The sequence below is a fragment of the Kangiella sp. M94 genome (assembly GCF_054926195.1).
Genome location: NZ_CM142903.1, coordinates 434396 through 448655 on the forward strand (window position 1 = coordinate 434396; position 14260 = coordinate 448655).

Here is a 14260-nt window from a genome sequence, read left to right on the forward strand (position 1 = left end):
TGTACAGGATGGGTTAGGCCGCGGCCGTAACCCATCAATAGTTTAATCATTAAACGATGGGTTACGTATAAATGCTAACCCATCCTATATCTTGTCCTCCCATCCCTTGCGAAACCTATTCAAGAAGTATTAGTCTGTAATAACCTTAATCAATAGGAAATCAACATGACCAGGTTCATTCCCATTCTAACGAGTATTGTATTGCTGTCATTGTCAGCCTGGAGTACACAGGCTGCGGAAGTTCCAGAAGGATTCAAAATCGAACTATTTGCCGATAATGTGGATGGTGCGCGCCAGATGGCTCTGTCTGATAGTGGCATTGTTTACGCTGGCTCACGTAAGCCCGGCAAAGTCCATGCCATGGTCGATAAGGACAATGACTTCAAAGTTGATGAAGTGGTCTTAATTGCCGATGGTTTGTATCTGCCCAGTGGGGTCGCCTACAAAGATGGTGACTTGTATGTGGCGGAAGTGGATAAGATTTTACGCTTTAAAGATATCGACAAAACCTATGACAAAAAGCCCGAGCCTGAAGTGGTTTTCGATAAGTTACCAAGTGAAAGTCATCATGGTTGGAAATATATAAAATTTGGGCCGGATGGGCATCTATATATTCCGATTGGCGTGCCGTGCAATATCTGTAATGAAGAAGATGAACGCTTTGGTACCATTGGTCGTTTAAATATCGAAACTAAAGAGTTTGAGCTGACTGCAACCGGTGTCCGCAACAGTGTTGGTTTCGATTGGCACCCTGAAACCAAAGAACTGTGGTTTACGGATAATGGTCGTGACTGGATGGGCGATGATTTACCCCCTTGTGAGCTCAATATTGTGACTGAGAAAGGTCAGTTCTTTGGATTCCCTTACGTGCATGGTAACGATGTTATGGATCCTGAATATGGTGATGGATTAGATGACCGCCAATATCAAAAGCCAGCATGGGAGTACCAGGCACATGTCGCGCCACTGGGAATGATGTTCTACACCGGAGATATGTTTCCCGAAGAATACAAAAATACGCCACTGGTGACGCTGCACGGTTCCTGGAATCGCAGTACGAAAGTGGGTTACAAAGTCGTGCATATGCCACTCGATGGTAATCAGGTTTTATCCGAAGATGATTTTGTGACCGGTTGGCTTGAAGGTGATGAAGTATTGGGCCGTCCTAATGACATCATTATGCTGCCTGACGGTTCGATCCTGGTTTCTGATGATGGTTTTAGCAAGGTTTATCGAGTGTCGTATCAGGAAGGGGAGTAATTATTTTAATGTTTTTGTGGCGTGAGGTTTTGTTTCAATTGTCAATATGCATGGGTGGCGAGTTTTCGCTCCTCAGCGAGTACCTTTTCTTTGCTTGTCCAAAGAAAAGGTACCAAAAGAAACGACACCCCGATATTGAGGTCACGCTTTGCCTGACTATCTTCGTCACTCCCAAAATACTTAACGCACCAGAATTTACATCACATCCTTGTGCTGAAAATTCTTATCAAAATCATCCACGATTTTAATTGCTATATTTTGTACGTTTCTCAGCTCAATATAAGGGGGTATTGGTGCTAACCATTAGGTATAGCTCTAATAATAAAATGTGCAAAGCAAGATTAGTGAATAAGAACAAAAAAAGCCGACTATAAAGTCGGCTTTTTGGTTTTCGGCAAAAGAAATGATAAATATAATTACCAAATTTTCACGCGTTCTTCTGGCTCTAAATACATATCATCACCAGGTTTAACGTCGAATGCCTCGTGAAATTCAGGCATGTTCATAACGGTACCGTTAGCACGGAATTCACTAGGTGAATGTGGGTCGGTATCGATACGCTTGCGAAGTTCTTCGTCACGGTATTTACGACGCCATACTTGTGCCCAACCGTAGAATACACGTTGGTCGCCTGTCATGCCGTCAATGACTGGAGCTGGTTTACCGTCTTTAGAAAGCTGATACGCTTTATATGCGATAGTAAGACCACCCAAGTCACCGATGTTTTCACCTTGAGTGAATTCACCGTTAACATGTACTCCGTCAAGTACTGTGAAGTCATTGTATTGAGCAACCAGTTTGTCAGTACGCTTGGTGAATTCAGCCAGGTCTTCTTCAGTCCACCAGTTACGAAGTTTACCGTCACCATCGTATTGTGAACCTGAGTCATCAAAACCGTGACCCATTTCATGACCAATTACCGCACCAATACCACCGTAGTTCACTGCATCATCTGCTTCCAGATTGAAGAATGGAGGTTGTAGGATTGCTGCCGGGAATACGATTTCGTTCATGACAGGGTTGTAATAAGCGTTAACGGTTTGTGGGGTCATGAACCATTCTGTGCGATCGATTGGTTGGCCCAGTTTTTCACGGTTACGTTTAACTTCAACCATAGTGGCACGCTTCATATTACCAAATAAATCATCCGCTTTAATTTCAAGTTTGGAGTAATCTTTCCACTTGTCTGGGTAACCTACTTTAGGCGTGAATTTTGCCAATTTGTCTAACGCTTGTTTCTTGGTGTCTTCACCCATCCAGTCTAGCTCTTTAATACCTTGAGCGTAGGCTGTGCGTAGATTTTCAACCAACTCTTTCATGCGTTGTTTTGCTTCTGGCTTGAAGTGTTTTTCAACATAGATTTTACCAACCACTTCGCCTAGTGTTCCGTTAATCACGTTTACACCGCGTTTCCAACGTGGTTCTTGTTCTTCAACACCGCTTAATACGCCTTGGAAGAAACGGAAGTTCTCTTCTGCTAGAGCTTTATTCAAGAATGACGCTGAGTCACTGATCAGGTGCCATTGATAATAGGTTTTCCAATCATCAATAGAAATCTCTTTAAGCATATCGTTTACCGCTGCAAAATAGTCAGGCTGACCAACGATAACGTTATCAATGCCTTCCAACATAGCGGTTTTGCTCCAACGATCCCAGTCAAGATTTGGGATGGTGTTTTGCAACTCTTCGAAGCTCATTTTATTGTAACGAGCCACTGGGTTACGAAGTTTTTCTTTTGGCCAATGTTTTTCAGCAATTTGCATTTCAATGGCCATCACTGCTTTGGCTTTTTCTTCGCCACTTTCTACGCCAGCAAGTTCAAACATTTTGGCTACATGCTCAACATATTTCTGGCGGATTTCTTCGCTCTTTTCGTCCTCTTTAAGATAGAAGTCACGGCTAGGTAAACCTAAACCGTTTTGGCTCATTTGCGTGATATAAGTATCTGGTTGACGAGCATCAATATAGACATAAGTGCTGAACGGTGCTTCGCTAACCATTTGTGCGTAGGCGATGTATTCAGACAGATCGGAAAGGTCTTTAATGGCTGCAATTTTGTCAAGCTCAGGCTGAAGCGGTTTTGTTCCGAGTTCTTCTAGCAACTCTTCATCCATATAACTTTGGTATAAGTCACCGACTTTCTGTGCATCAGAACCTTTCTCAGCTTTGCTGTTGGCCGCTTCTTCAATGATTGCTTGAACATCTTCACGAGCCTGTTCTGCCAGCATAGTGAATGCGCCGTAATTTGATTTGTCAGCAGGGATTTCAAATTCTTTCAACCATTTGCCGTTCACGTGAAGGAATAAATCATCTTGTGGGCGAACTGAATGATCAAAGTGTTGTTTATCGATACCAGATACTAGCTCTTGTTCGGCTTGAGTAGTGGTCGTTGAGGTTTGCTCGGTAACCTCCTGTTTAGCTGCTTCTTGGTTTGCTTTTTGTTCTTCCGTGCCGGAATTACAGGCCGCTAACACAGCTAAACAAACGGAGCTAATGAGTAGTTTTTTCATTGGGACACCTTTGTTTAAGACTAAATAGTGTAAGACTGATAATAATCTGTTATTGAGCGCTAAGGGCGCTATTTAAAAATTTCCGCTCAACATACTACCCAGATCAGCAGATAAAGAAAAGTTTTAGCAGGGGGTAAAAGTAACAGAGTGTGACAAAGAGAGGGTAAGTCGGGGTTTCGGTCATTAAGAAGGCGGACATATAGGTCCGCCCCTGCTGCATTGTGATTACAGGACTAGTCTTAGCTTGCTGACTTAAGTTCCGGCTGCAATTTCAAGATCTCGTCTAAAACGCAGTCTTTGAGGGCAACTTTCTGGTTAGTGCTGTAATCAATCATCACAATCCGGCTTTTGCCGAGTGTGGTGACTGTTTGCTGTTGTTCGCTAAATGCTTGATATTCCATGATAAAACCGAACTCTTCCAGCTCACTGATGCGAGTACCAGTGATTAAAGTATCCGGATAAACCACCGGACGGCGGTAGCGAGTGTAGATATCCGCCAGAATAGGGCCAACGGTGTTGTTGGTAATTTTGGCTTCCTGGCCTAAAGCTTCCAGGTATGCGATACGGGCACTCTCAAAGTAGCGTATATAGCTAACATTGTTAACGTGCTGGAAGGCATCCATTTCACCCCATGCCACTGTAATGGGTAATATCACGGGGAATTGTTGTTTAAATTCAGTTAACGCTTGTGTATCAGACATTAGCCTACCTTAATTATGTTAATGCTTTGGTTGTCATCGTCGTCATCACGCTCAATATCAGGAGTCTGAATATCGGGCGCATCGAATAAGGTATCTTGCTCCGTTGATTCCTGGCTTAGGCTCACAAAGTCAAACAGGTTGGTATCGGTTAAATGAGATGGTGCCACATTGCTGATCGACTTGAAAATAGTTTCAATGCGACCAGGGTATTTGCGATCCCAGTCCTGTAGCATCATCTTAATATTTTTGCGTTGCAAATTTTCCTGCGAGCCGCACAGATTGCACGGAATGATGGGGAATGCTTTGAGCTTGGCAAACTGGGCAATATCTTTTTCTTTGCAGTAAGCAAGTGGACGGATCACGATATGCTTGCCGTTATCGCTTTTCAGTTTTGGCGGCATGGATTTCATCTTGCCACCGAAGAACATGTTCAGGAATAAGGTTTCAATGATGTCATCGCGGTGATGGCCCAGGGCTATTTTGGTGATGCCATTTTGCTCTGCCCAGCTATAAATAATGCCTCGACGCAGGCGCGAACATAAACTACAGGTGGTTTTACCTTCAGGGATTATGCTCTTAACCACGCTGTAGGTGTCTTCTTCTATGATTTCATAAGGCACACCAACTGACTTGAGGTAGTTGGGTAAAACTTCCTCAGGAAAGCCCGGTTGTTTCTGGTCAAGGTTTACCGCAATCAACTCAAAATTCACAGGTGCACTTTTTTGTAAGCCCATCAAAATGTCGAGCAAAGTATAGGAATCTTTGCCGCCAGACAGGCAGACCATGATCTTGTCGCCTTCTTCAATCATGTTGAAGTCGGCAATTGCTTCGCCGACATTTCGGCGCAAGCGCTTTTGCAGTTTGTTAAAGCGGGTCTTGGCTTGTTTGGCCAGCTGGTCTTTATTGAGTGTGTCTGTGCTCATCTTGAAAACCGAATTAATAGGGCTGCTCGCTTGGGTTTCTTTTAGCCAGAAATTGTCCGAAACAGTCTGAACTAACCTGAAACAGTCCAGCGAATAAAAGGCGTTCATTATACACTTTAATCGTCAATTTTGTGTATTATCAGTGGCAAGATAGCGGCAACAGACCTATAGCCGCCATAATAAGGAGACGGTGTGTTAAACATTCTTTGGCTATTCTTTTTTGTAGTTGCTTTTGTGTTAGCGCTTTTTCAATGGTTGGTGCAAGGCAATGCGGAGGCTTTTCCAGAGTTGGTACAGTCGATTTTTGAAATGGCAAAGCTCAGCGTCACTATCGCAATTGGCCTGATTGGCATACTGGCGTTTTGGCTGGGGCTGTTAAAAATCGCTGAGAGGAGTGGGCTGGTCAACTTGTTGTCTAAGGCATTGGCACCATTATTTCGCAAGTTGATGCCTGAGGTGCCATCTGGACACCCAGCTTTAGGCAGTGTCAGCATGAATATGGCCGCTAACATGTTGGGACTGGACAATGCAGCAACACCGATGGGCATTCGCGCTATGGAGCAACTACAGGAGATTAATCCACGCAAAGAAGAAGCCAGTAATGCACAGATTCTGTTTCTAGTACTAAACACTTCAGCAGTCACTGTTATTCCTATCACCATTTTGCTCTATCGCGCGCAGATGGGCGCTGCTGATCCTGCCGCAGTGTTCCTACCGTTACTATTAGCAACCTGTGCATCCACTTTCTTTGGCTTGTTGGCAGTGTCCATTGTGCAAAAAATCGATATTTTCAACCGCGTCATTGCTGCTTATTTCTTGGTGTTTGCTGGGCTGATTGGTGCCCTGGTATGGAGTCTGATCAGCTTACCCGCGGACGAGATGGCTGAGATGAGTTCAGCGTTGGGAAACTTCTTGCTGATGGCTGCCATCGTGACGATTCTGTTGTACGGCTGGCACAAGAAGATTGCTGTCTATGAGGACTTCGTTGAAGGTGCTAAGGAAGGCTTTAAGGTCGCTGTTACCATCATTCCATACCTAGTTGCTATGTTAACCGCTATCGGTGCGCTACGAGCGTCTGGAGCACTGGATGCTTTTGCTGATGGTCTTGGCTGGCTGTTCGGTAGTTTAGGACTGGATACTCGCTTTGTGGAGGCATTGCCAACCGCTTTGATGAAACCATTCAGTGGTAGCGGCGCGCGAGCCATGATGTTAGAAACCATGCAAAGTCAGGGGGTCGATTCATTGGTGGGTTATATGGTGGCGACCATTCAGGGTAGCACCGAAACCACCTTCTATGTTTTGACGGTTTATTTTGGTGCAGTTGGAATCAAACGCATCAGGCACGCTCTGGCTTGTGGTCTGATAGCCGATCTTGCGGGTATCGTCGCCGCTATTTTGTTGACCTATTGGTTCTTCGTATAAGAGTCTTTAGGGTTAGGCTTTAAGTGGTTACTAACTGCCGAAAATTTATACAACTCCGACTAATTATCTTGAATATTTTTCAGAATATTTAGCTAAAAAACTCCCTAAAATGTGACAGTCCTGCCATGAGAAATCCACAAGCTGGGCTAAAGCTAGATTTGACAAGGGTTTGCGCCTGTATAGAAAGTATTCAGAGTGGAAATAGCCTATTGCAAACATGTTAAGTGGTTGATATATAAGGAAAAACACCTCTGCTGGTTAAAAAGTGTACAATCTGTTTGGGTGTCCAGTGTTTTCGGGCTTAGGCAAAGTTTCCTGCAACTTTTCCCCAAAGTTATCCACAGAAATTGTGAAAAAATGTTTACAGAATTTTGACGCTGACATGACAATGTGACACTTCATTTATCTCAAAGCACCACATCTCATATAAACAGGGGATTGTAGACTGTTTATTGCTATTCTTTGGTGCCACTGGCAACCGTATAGGCGGGACCTTGCTTGTGTTTTTTGTAGTTGCCGAAGATTTCCTTAAAAGCCTTTTTCATGAACTCTCGTAACCCAGTAATGGTTACCACATAGAAAGTGCCACCAGGTTCGAGGCGATCCCAGGCGTCTTGCAGGAATATGTAGAGCAGTTCATTACCAACCTTGGCCGGGATATTGGAGCAAATAACATTGAAGTGTTTCTCAGTCACATCGCTAAAACCATTACTCAGACGAGCGGTTGCATTGACCACTCCGTTTAACTCACAGTTCTTATTGGCGTAATCCACTGCCACAAAATCTTTATCCACCATCAATGTCTTACCTTGCGGAGCTTGTTTGGCCATCGCGATACCCAAAGCGCCATAACCACAGCCCAGATCAAGACAGTTATCAGTTGGTTCAATATCCATGTACTTCAGCAACATGATAGTACCGTCATCAATATTGCGTGGCGAAAACAAGCCCCAGGTCGTTTTAAACTGCAATGGGAAGCCACACAAAGACTCTTCGAATTGAAGGTCTTTTTTCAGTCCAGGAATATCAGATTTAGTGTAATGAGCCATGATGTCGATTGTAATGGTTTAAGTTGGCGCGATTTTATCACTATGTAGTAAGAATCCCTAATGGTTGACAGGCGGCTAAGAATATTCGGTAACTAGGTGAAGATAATTTGCTCTTATTTAACTAAGGGCATTTCTTAAGGAGAACTCAAGGCTTCAACATATTAGTAAGCATTTTTCAGGCTTGCAAAATGCCCCTTTTGATTGAGCTGAGTAGTAGCCAAGACATAGCAATTCAAATCTGTGACTGAAAGGAATCCCTTTAGGGAGATGATTTGAATAGTAAAATTCGGGCCAGGGATGGAACGTATTTTACGGTGCGTTAAGTGGCTTGGCGGAAACGAAGGCAGTTGAGCGAAGCGAAACCTCAATCACGGGGTGGTCTTCTTTTATGAAGTACATCCTGTACTTCACCCTTCGGGCTAGCTTCGCTATTCAAAATCGTTCCTGACGATTTTGTGGTTACTTATTACAAGACAAATTTGTCCGGAACAAATTTGAACAGCGGAGTGAAACGACGCTGGCTTCAGCGGAATACAGGGATGTATTCCGTAAAAGTAACTCGCCGAGGGGCGAAAAGATACTAAGAATATGGCTAGGATTGTATGAAGCCCCTACCACACCTACCAAATAGATATCCTGAAGATGTATTTAGTAGCTATATCGCTGTGATAGAATGCACCGCATATTTTCGTCTTAAATAGTTAGGTTGCATGAATCAAACGCCTTTTGTCTTTTTCTGTCGTCCGGGTTTTGAGTCGGACTGTGCCGCTGAGGTGCAGTCTTTTGCTAATGCCTGTGATTTGGCGGGCTATGCCAATACCACGCCTAATTCTGGCTATGTTCGTTTTTTCCTGTTTGATGAGGCGAGTGAGCAGGCGTTTTTTGAAGAGTTGGATATCCATGAGTTGATCTTTGTGCGTCAATGGTTCTGGGCCAAAGCGGAGTTGATGGATCTGCCGGTTGAGGATCGGATTACGCCAATTCTGGAAGTCTGTAGCCAGATAGCTATGGCGAAAAGGGTATTAGTTGAGCACTTAGATAGCGATGAAGGTCGTGAGCTTTCTAAGTTTTGTAAAAAGTTTTCTACTCCGGTAACGATTGCACTCGAGAAGCAAGGATTGATCCATGACGAAAGCGAGTTTCAGTTACATCTGCTGTTTTTGGCAACCGATCATTGCCTGATAGGCTTTTCTCCGGTTGGGCGTGCCTCTGAGCTGAAAGGCGGTATTTTGCGTCTTAAGTTACCGAAAGATGCGCCCAGTCGTTCGACATTGAAGCTGGAAGAAGCGATCCAAACGCTCATGTCCGGCAAGCAGCAAAAAGCAGTTCTGCGTTTAGGCAATACAGCCGTAGACCTGGGCGCAGCTCCCGGTGGTTGGACTTATCAGCTGGTGCAGCATGGCTTGCAGGTCACGGCGATTGATAATGGCAACATGGATAAAAAGTTAATGCAGACTGAGCATGTCATTCACCTTAAAGAGAATGCTCTGGCCTGGATGTCGGAAAAACCGGTGAAGATTCTGGTCTGCGATATGGTGGAAAAGCCTTCGCTGGTCGCTCGATTAATGGCTAAGTGGTTGGTAGCGGGCAAAACCGAACATGCTATCTTTAACTTAAAACTGCCGATGAAAAAACGCTTTCAGGAAGTGAATGAGTGCATTGGCCTGATTTGCGACGATCTGGAAGAAGCGGATATCGATTATTTCTGGCAGGCTAAGCATTTATATCATGACCGCGAAGAGATCACGGTTTATTTCCGACGTAAGATTAAAAACCAGCCGCAGTAAACAGTATGCAGAATCAAGACACACCAAATCAGATCCCACTAGGCAAGCAGGTTGAGTATCCGTCACAGTATCAGCCAGAGCTGCTGTTTCCAGTTGCGCGCCAGCTGAAACGTGATGAGATCGATATTCAGGGGCAGTTACCTTTTCACGGCACTGATATCTGGAACGCTTATGAATTGTCATGGCTCAATGCCAAAGGTAAACCACAAGTTGCCATCGCGGTATTTGAGTTTGATTGCACCAGTACCAATATCATCGAGTCGAAATCTTTCAAGCTCTATCTCAACTCATTAAACCAAAGCCGGTTTGCTGACTGGCAAGCAGTTGAAAACGTATTAACCGATGGTTTATCCAAAGCTGCAGAGACCAGTGTTTCGGTAAAGCTGTTTACAGTTGAGGCATACAATCAGAGCGTGCCAGTTAAAGAGTGGCAGGGTGTTTTGCTGGATGAGCTGGATATTGAAATTGATAGCTACCAGTATCAGCCTGAGTTATTGGCACTTGAATCTAACGAAGTGGTTACTGAATCTTTATACAGCCATTTATTGAAAAGCAACTGCCTTATCACCTTGCAGCCAGACTGGGCCAGTATCTTAATTGACTATAAAGGCCCGAAAATTGATCAAGAATCGCTGCTCAAGTATTTAATTTCCTTCCGCAACCATAACGAATTTCATGAGCAGTGTGTGGAGCGTGTCTTCACCGATATCATGAGCCACTGCAAACCTTTGGAATTGACCGTATACGCGCGATATACTCGCCGTGGTGGCTTGGATATCAATCCATGGCGTTCTAACGTCAGCGGTAAGATCTGCCACAATCAGCGCCACTCTCGTCAGTAGAGAGGCGTCAATAGAGAGGCGTCAATAAAATGACGCCAGTATGGGCCTGATATAACTTTAGGTCATACGGTTATGGTCGTTAATTCGTAGAGGATAGACGTCTATACGTCAATAATGTGTCTCCCAGTGACCCATTGATGTATCGACGTGACCGTAAAAGAACACCAGTTAAGCAGCTTCAGAGGAAAACCTCTTAATGAGGAGTTGCTTCATCAAATCCGCAATTTAAGTACCCAGGAGATCAGTTGGCTGAGCGGCTACTGTGCCGGGCTGCTTGAGTATCAGTCTGACAATATTACTGCTCCCGTGGTGGCCAATCTTCCTGTTGCAGATCCTGTTTCAGGGCCTGATGCAAAATCAGGTTCAGTGTCAGCGCAACCCGTTCTGGTGCTCTATGCTTCGCAGACCGGTAATGCACAATCTGTTGCTGAACAGCTTGTTGAGCAATTGCACTCAAGGTCTGTTGCCGCTGAAATTAAGTCGACATTGGAAATCGCTGCGAAAGAACTTGCGGACTATTCAGCAATATTGCTGGTTGCTTCGACGCATGGTGAGGGTGAGCCGCCTGATGATGCCATTGATTTGTATGAGGCGTTAACCAGCAAGAAACTATTGTCGAAAGGCTCATTGTTACAGGATGCCAGCTTCGCTGTGCTTGGTCTCGGCGATTCAAGCTATGAGTTTTTCTGCCAGACCGCCAAAGATTTTGCTGAGAGTTTTACGAAGCTGGGCGCGCAGGAGTTAATCGAAGCCGTCTTCTGTGATGTAGATTACCAAGAACCAGCAGCAGAGTGGATTGGGCAGGTCGCCACTGCAGTAACAGCGTTAATTGCGCAGCCTTCTACAGACCTGAGTTCATCAAACAGCCCTATAGCAGGCGTTAATGCTCAGTTAAGACAAAACCTGTACAGCAAGGATAATCCCTTCCATGCACCCATTGCCACCATTCAGAAAATTACCGGTAGAAGTTCACCCAAAGAAACCTATCATCTTGAAATCGACATAGAAGATTCAGGCATAAGCTACCAACCCGGTGATGCTTTAGGAATTGTTGCCCATAACCGGGAGTCGTTAGTGGATGACATTATTTCTCTGTTAGCTCTTGATGGAGAAGTAGCTGTTAACTATCAAAGTCAGACATTAACTCTAAAGAAATATTTAACAGAATATGCCGAGCTGACTCTGGTTAGCAAAACAACCATTAAAGCTTTGTTAGAATTGGAAGCCAACGATGAGTTACAGACAGTTTATGACAGTGACTACAGTGAGTTTATAGCCAACCATCAGTTCATTGACCTGTTGCACATTGCACAACCAGCCATCACGGCGCAACAGTTGGTTGGTAGTCTAAAACCGATAAAACCACGTCTGTATTCAATTGCGTCGAGTCAGCAAGAATTCGAAGATGAAGTGCATCTGACTTTAAATCATGTCTCAGTTAATAACACTTTTGGTCAACGCTATGGACTGGCCAGTCATCATTTAACGCAAACCTTAAGCGAGGGTGAGACGATCAGTATCTTTGTTGAACATAATCCAAAGTTCAAATTACCGGCTGCCGATGCACCGATCATTATGGTTGGGCCGGGTACTGGCGTTGCACCTTTTCGGGCATTTCTACAAGAACGGGCGGCTAATAAAGCAAGCGGAAAAAACTGGCTGATATTTGGCAATCCTCACTTCGACACTGATTTTTTGTATCAGGTTGAAATACAAAAATATGTCAGTTCTGGTTTATTAAACAAACTGGACCTGGCTTTTTCTCGTGACAATGAGCAAAAGGTCTATGTGCAACATAAGTTGCTGGAGAATGCCGCCGAAGTATGGCAATGGCTAGAGCAGGGCGCCTATTTTTATGTGTGTGGCGATATGCACAAAATGGCAAAAGATGTTGAGCAAGCTTTGTTGACCATTATTCAAGAGCAGGGTCAACGTGACGAAGAAGCAGCCAAACAGTATTTGAAAGCGCTAAAAGTTAATCAAAGATACCAGCGGGATGTGTACTAATGAGTAAAGTAAAGCCAACCATTTATGACCCCAAAAAGCATACTGCTGTTGAAGGCATAAAAGTAAACAGCAATTATTTGCGCGGCACTTTGCTGCAAAGTTTGCGGAGTGAGATCACCGGTGCAATTGCTGATGACGATCAGATGATCATCAAGTTCCACGGATCCTATCAACAGGATGATCGAGATTTGCGTGCAGAGCGACGCAAGCAAAAATTGGAGCCGCTGTATTCATTTATGATTCGCGCACGGTTACCCGGTGGAGTTGCATCGGCTGCGCAATACAAGGTGCTGGCCAAAGTCGCTCAAGACTATGGACATAGTAGTTTGCGGTTAACTACGCGACAAACCTATCAATGGCATGGCGTTGTTAAGCGTGATCTCAAGAAAACAATTGCAGGGATCAATAAAGCCCTGGTGGACTCAATTGCAGCCTGTGGCGATGTTAATCGTAATGTAATGGCTAATCCTTTATTTGAGCAATCTAAACTTCATACAGAAGTTTATGCATGGTCAAAAAAAATCAGCGAACATTTACTACCCAATACCAATGCTTATCATGAAATATGGTTAGATGGTGAAAAAGTTGACAGCACCGAAGAGCCAATTTATGGCAAAACCTATTTGCCGCGTAAATTTAAAATCGCCATTGCGGTACCGCCTAATAACGATGTGGATATTTATGCAAACGACATTGGTTTAATTGCCATACCAGATGGTGAAAAATTAAAGGGCTTTAATATTCTAGTCGGCGGTGGCATGGGCAGTAGTCATAATGATCCGGAAACCTATCCACGGGTTGCCAGCGTCATTGGTTTTTGTAAGCCCGAAGAAGCACTAAAGGTGGTTGAGTCGATATTGAAAGTGCAACGTGATTACGGCAATCGTGAAGTGAGGAAGTTGGCCCGTTTGAAGTACACCGTTGATGGTTTGACGGTTGAAGGTTTTAAAGAGGTTTTAGCCGATTATCTTGGGTGGTCGTTAGCTCCGGCACAGTCTTTCAGCTTTGAGCATAATGGTGATCGCTATGGTTGGATAAAATCCGATGATGGAAAGTGGCATCTAACCCTCTATATTCACAGCGGCAGAATTAAGGATACTGAACAGTCTCAAGTGTTTACCGGACTGCTTAAAGTTGCTGATCTTCTTGTTGGAGAAAGCGATGGAGGTCAAAATGGAGAGTTCCGCTGTTCTCCTAATCAAAACCTGATTATCAGTAATGTCAGTGAAGACAATAAAGCTGCAATAGAGAAAATTTTAAAGCAGCACAACATCAGTATAGGGCAAACAGAAACGCCTACCCGGTTAAACAGTTTAGCTTGTGTAGCATTTCCTACCTGTGCATTGGCAATGGCTGAAGCAGAACGTTATTTGCCCACGCTGCTGGATAAGATTGAAGAACAGCTTGAGCGACATGGTATTGCTGATGTGCCGATTAATATCCGTATGACTGGTTGCCCCAATGGTTGTGCGCGACCTTATCTTGGAGAAATTGGTTTCGTCGGTAAAGCACCGGGTAAGTACAACCTGTATCTGGGCGCCAGCCACACCGGCGACAGAGTAAATAAACTGTACCGTGAAAATATTAATGAGGCCGAGATCCTGAAAGAACTTGAGTCACTATTTGCCAGCTTTGCCGAACTACGTAAATTAACAGAGTCGTTCGGCGATTTTGTGATTCGCCAAGGGTACGTCTCGGCGGTACACAATGGTCGTGATTTCCATGCTTAGTCAGAAAGCGGACAGAGGTTGGCATTGAT

Annotated in this window: 10 protein-coding genes; 6 read left to right on the forward strand and 4 right to left on the reverse strand. The window is 44.3% G+C overall.

Annotated elements, in window-relative coordinates; genetic code table 11:
• Positions 1-165 precede the first annotated feature (165 nt).
• The gene (locus ACYTXU_RS02150) at positions 166-1260 is read left to right on the forward strand and encodes a PQQ-dependent sugar dehydrogenase (RefSeq protein ID WP_462208002.1); all 1095 of its coding nucleotides are present in this window, start codon (positions 166-168) and stop codon (positions 1258-1260) included.
• 416 nt (positions 1261-1676) lie between these two features.
• Here ACYTXU_RS02150 and ACYTXU_RS02155 read toward each other — a convergent pair whose 3' ends face one another.
• The 3 genes from ACYTXU_RS02155 to ttcA form a co-directional block, all read right to left on the reverse strand.
• Positions 1677-3770 (reverse strand): M13 family metallopeptidase, encoded by a 2094-nt coding sequence (locus tag ACYTXU_RS02155; RefSeq protein WP_462208004.1) that lies wholly within the window; start codon positions 3768-3770, stop codon positions 1677-1679.
• Positions 3771-4009: 239 nt separating this feature from the next.
• Complete coding sequence (locus ACYTXU_RS02160; RefSeq protein ID WP_462208006.1) at positions 4010-4471, reverse strand: acyl-CoA thioesterase; 462 nt, start codon at positions 4469-4471, stop codon at positions 4010-4012.
• Positions 4471-5394 carry a tRNA 2-thiocytidine(32) synthetase TtcA gene (ttcA, locus tag ACYTXU_RS02165; RefSeq protein WP_462208007.1) on the reverse strand — a complete coding sequence of 308 codons (924 nt, stop codon included), beginning with the start codon at positions 5392-5394 and terminating at the stop codon, positions 4471-4473. Before ttcA ends, ACYTXU_RS02160 begins: the two co-directional genes overlap by 1 nt.
• A 192-nt stretch (positions 5395-5586) precedes the next feature.
• Between ttcA and ACYTXU_RS02170 the strand changes: the two genes are divergently transcribed.
• The gene (locus tag ACYTXU_RS02170) at positions 5587-6816 is read left to right on the forward strand and encodes a nucleoside recognition domain-containing protein (protein ID WP_462208008.1); all 1230 of its coding nucleotides are present in this window, start codon (positions 5587-5589) and stop codon (positions 6814-6816) included.
• Between the two features lie 455 nt (positions 6817-7271).
• On the opposite strand, the gene ACYTXU_RS02175 is transcribed toward ACYTXU_RS02170, so the two are convergent.
• Positions 7272-7865, reverse strand: a complete 594-nt coding sequence (locus tag ACYTXU_RS02175; RefSeq protein ID WP_462208009.1) for a class I SAM-dependent methyltransferase — start codon at positions 7863-7865, stop codon at positions 7272-7274.
• 710 nt (positions 7866-8575) lie between these two features.
• Between ACYTXU_RS02175 and rlmM the strand changes: the two genes are divergently transcribed.
• The 4 genes from rlmM (at position 8576) to cysI (ending at position 14231) form a co-directional block, all read left to right on the forward strand.
• Positions 8576-9652, forward strand: coding sequence for a 23S rRNA (cytidine(2498)-2'-O)-methyltransferase RlmM (gene rlmM, locus ACYTXU_RS02180; RefSeq protein ID WP_462208011.1), 1077 nt, complete (start codon positions 8576-8578; stop codon positions 9650-9652).
• Between the two features lie 5 nt (positions 9653-9657).
• Entirely contained in the window at positions 9658-10494 is an 837-nt protein-coding gene (gene queF / locus ACYTXU_RS02185; RefSeq protein ID WP_462208012.1) for an NADPH-dependent 7-cyano-7-deazaguanine reductase QueF, read from the forward strand.
• Between the two features lie 147 nt (positions 10495-10641).
• A complete protein-coding gene (locus tag ACYTXU_RS02190) occupies positions 10642-12501 on the forward strand; it encodes an assimilatory sulfite reductase (NADPH) flavoprotein subunit (RefSeq protein ID WP_462208014.1) in 1860 nt (619 codons plus the stop codon).
• Positions 12501-14231, forward strand: a complete 1731-nt coding sequence (cysI, locus tag ACYTXU_RS02195) for an assimilatory sulfite reductase (NADPH) hemoprotein subunit (RefSeq protein WP_462208015.1) — start codon at positions 12501-12503, stop codon at positions 14229-14231. The genes ACYTXU_RS02190 and cysI overlap by 1 nt, the downstream gene beginning before the upstream one ends.
• The last annotated feature ends 29 nt before the right edge of the window (positions 14232-14260 follow it).

What these genes read in the sequence shown, in the direction of transcription:
- ACYTXU_RS02150 (WP_462208002.1), top strand. Translation starts at nt 166, where the DNA reads ATGACCAGGTTCATTCCCATTCTAACGAGTATTGTATTGCTGTCATTG.
- ACYTXU_RS02155 (WP_462208004.1), bottom strand. Translation starts at nt 3,770, where the DNA reads ATGAAAAAACTACTCATTAGCTCCGTTTGTTTAGCTGTGTTAGCGGCC.
- ACYTXU_RS02160 (WP_462208006.1), bottom strand. Translation starts at nt 4,471, where the DNA reads ATGTCTGATACACAAGCGTTAACTGAATTTAAACAACAATTCCCCGTG.
- ttcA (WP_462208007.1), bottom strand. Translation starts at nt 5,394, where the DNA reads ATGAGCACAGACACACTCAATAAAGACCAGCTGGCCAAACAAGCCAAG.
- ACYTXU_RS02175 (WP_462208009.1), bottom strand. Translation starts at nt 7,865, where the DNA reads ATGGCTCATTACACTAAATCTGATATTCCTGGACTGAAAAAAGACCTT.
- rlmM (WP_462208011.1), top strand. Translation starts at nt 8,576, where the DNA reads ATGAATCAAACGCCTTTTGTCTTTTTCTGTCGTCCGGGTTTTGAGTCG.
- queF (WP_462208012.1), top strand. Translation starts at nt 9,658, where the DNA reads ATGCAGAATCAAGACACACCAAATCAGATCCCACTAGGCAAGCAGGTT.
- cysI (WP_462208015.1), top strand. Translation starts at nt 12,501, where the DNA reads ATGAGTAAAGTAAAGCCAACCATTTATGACCCCAAAAAGCATACTGCT.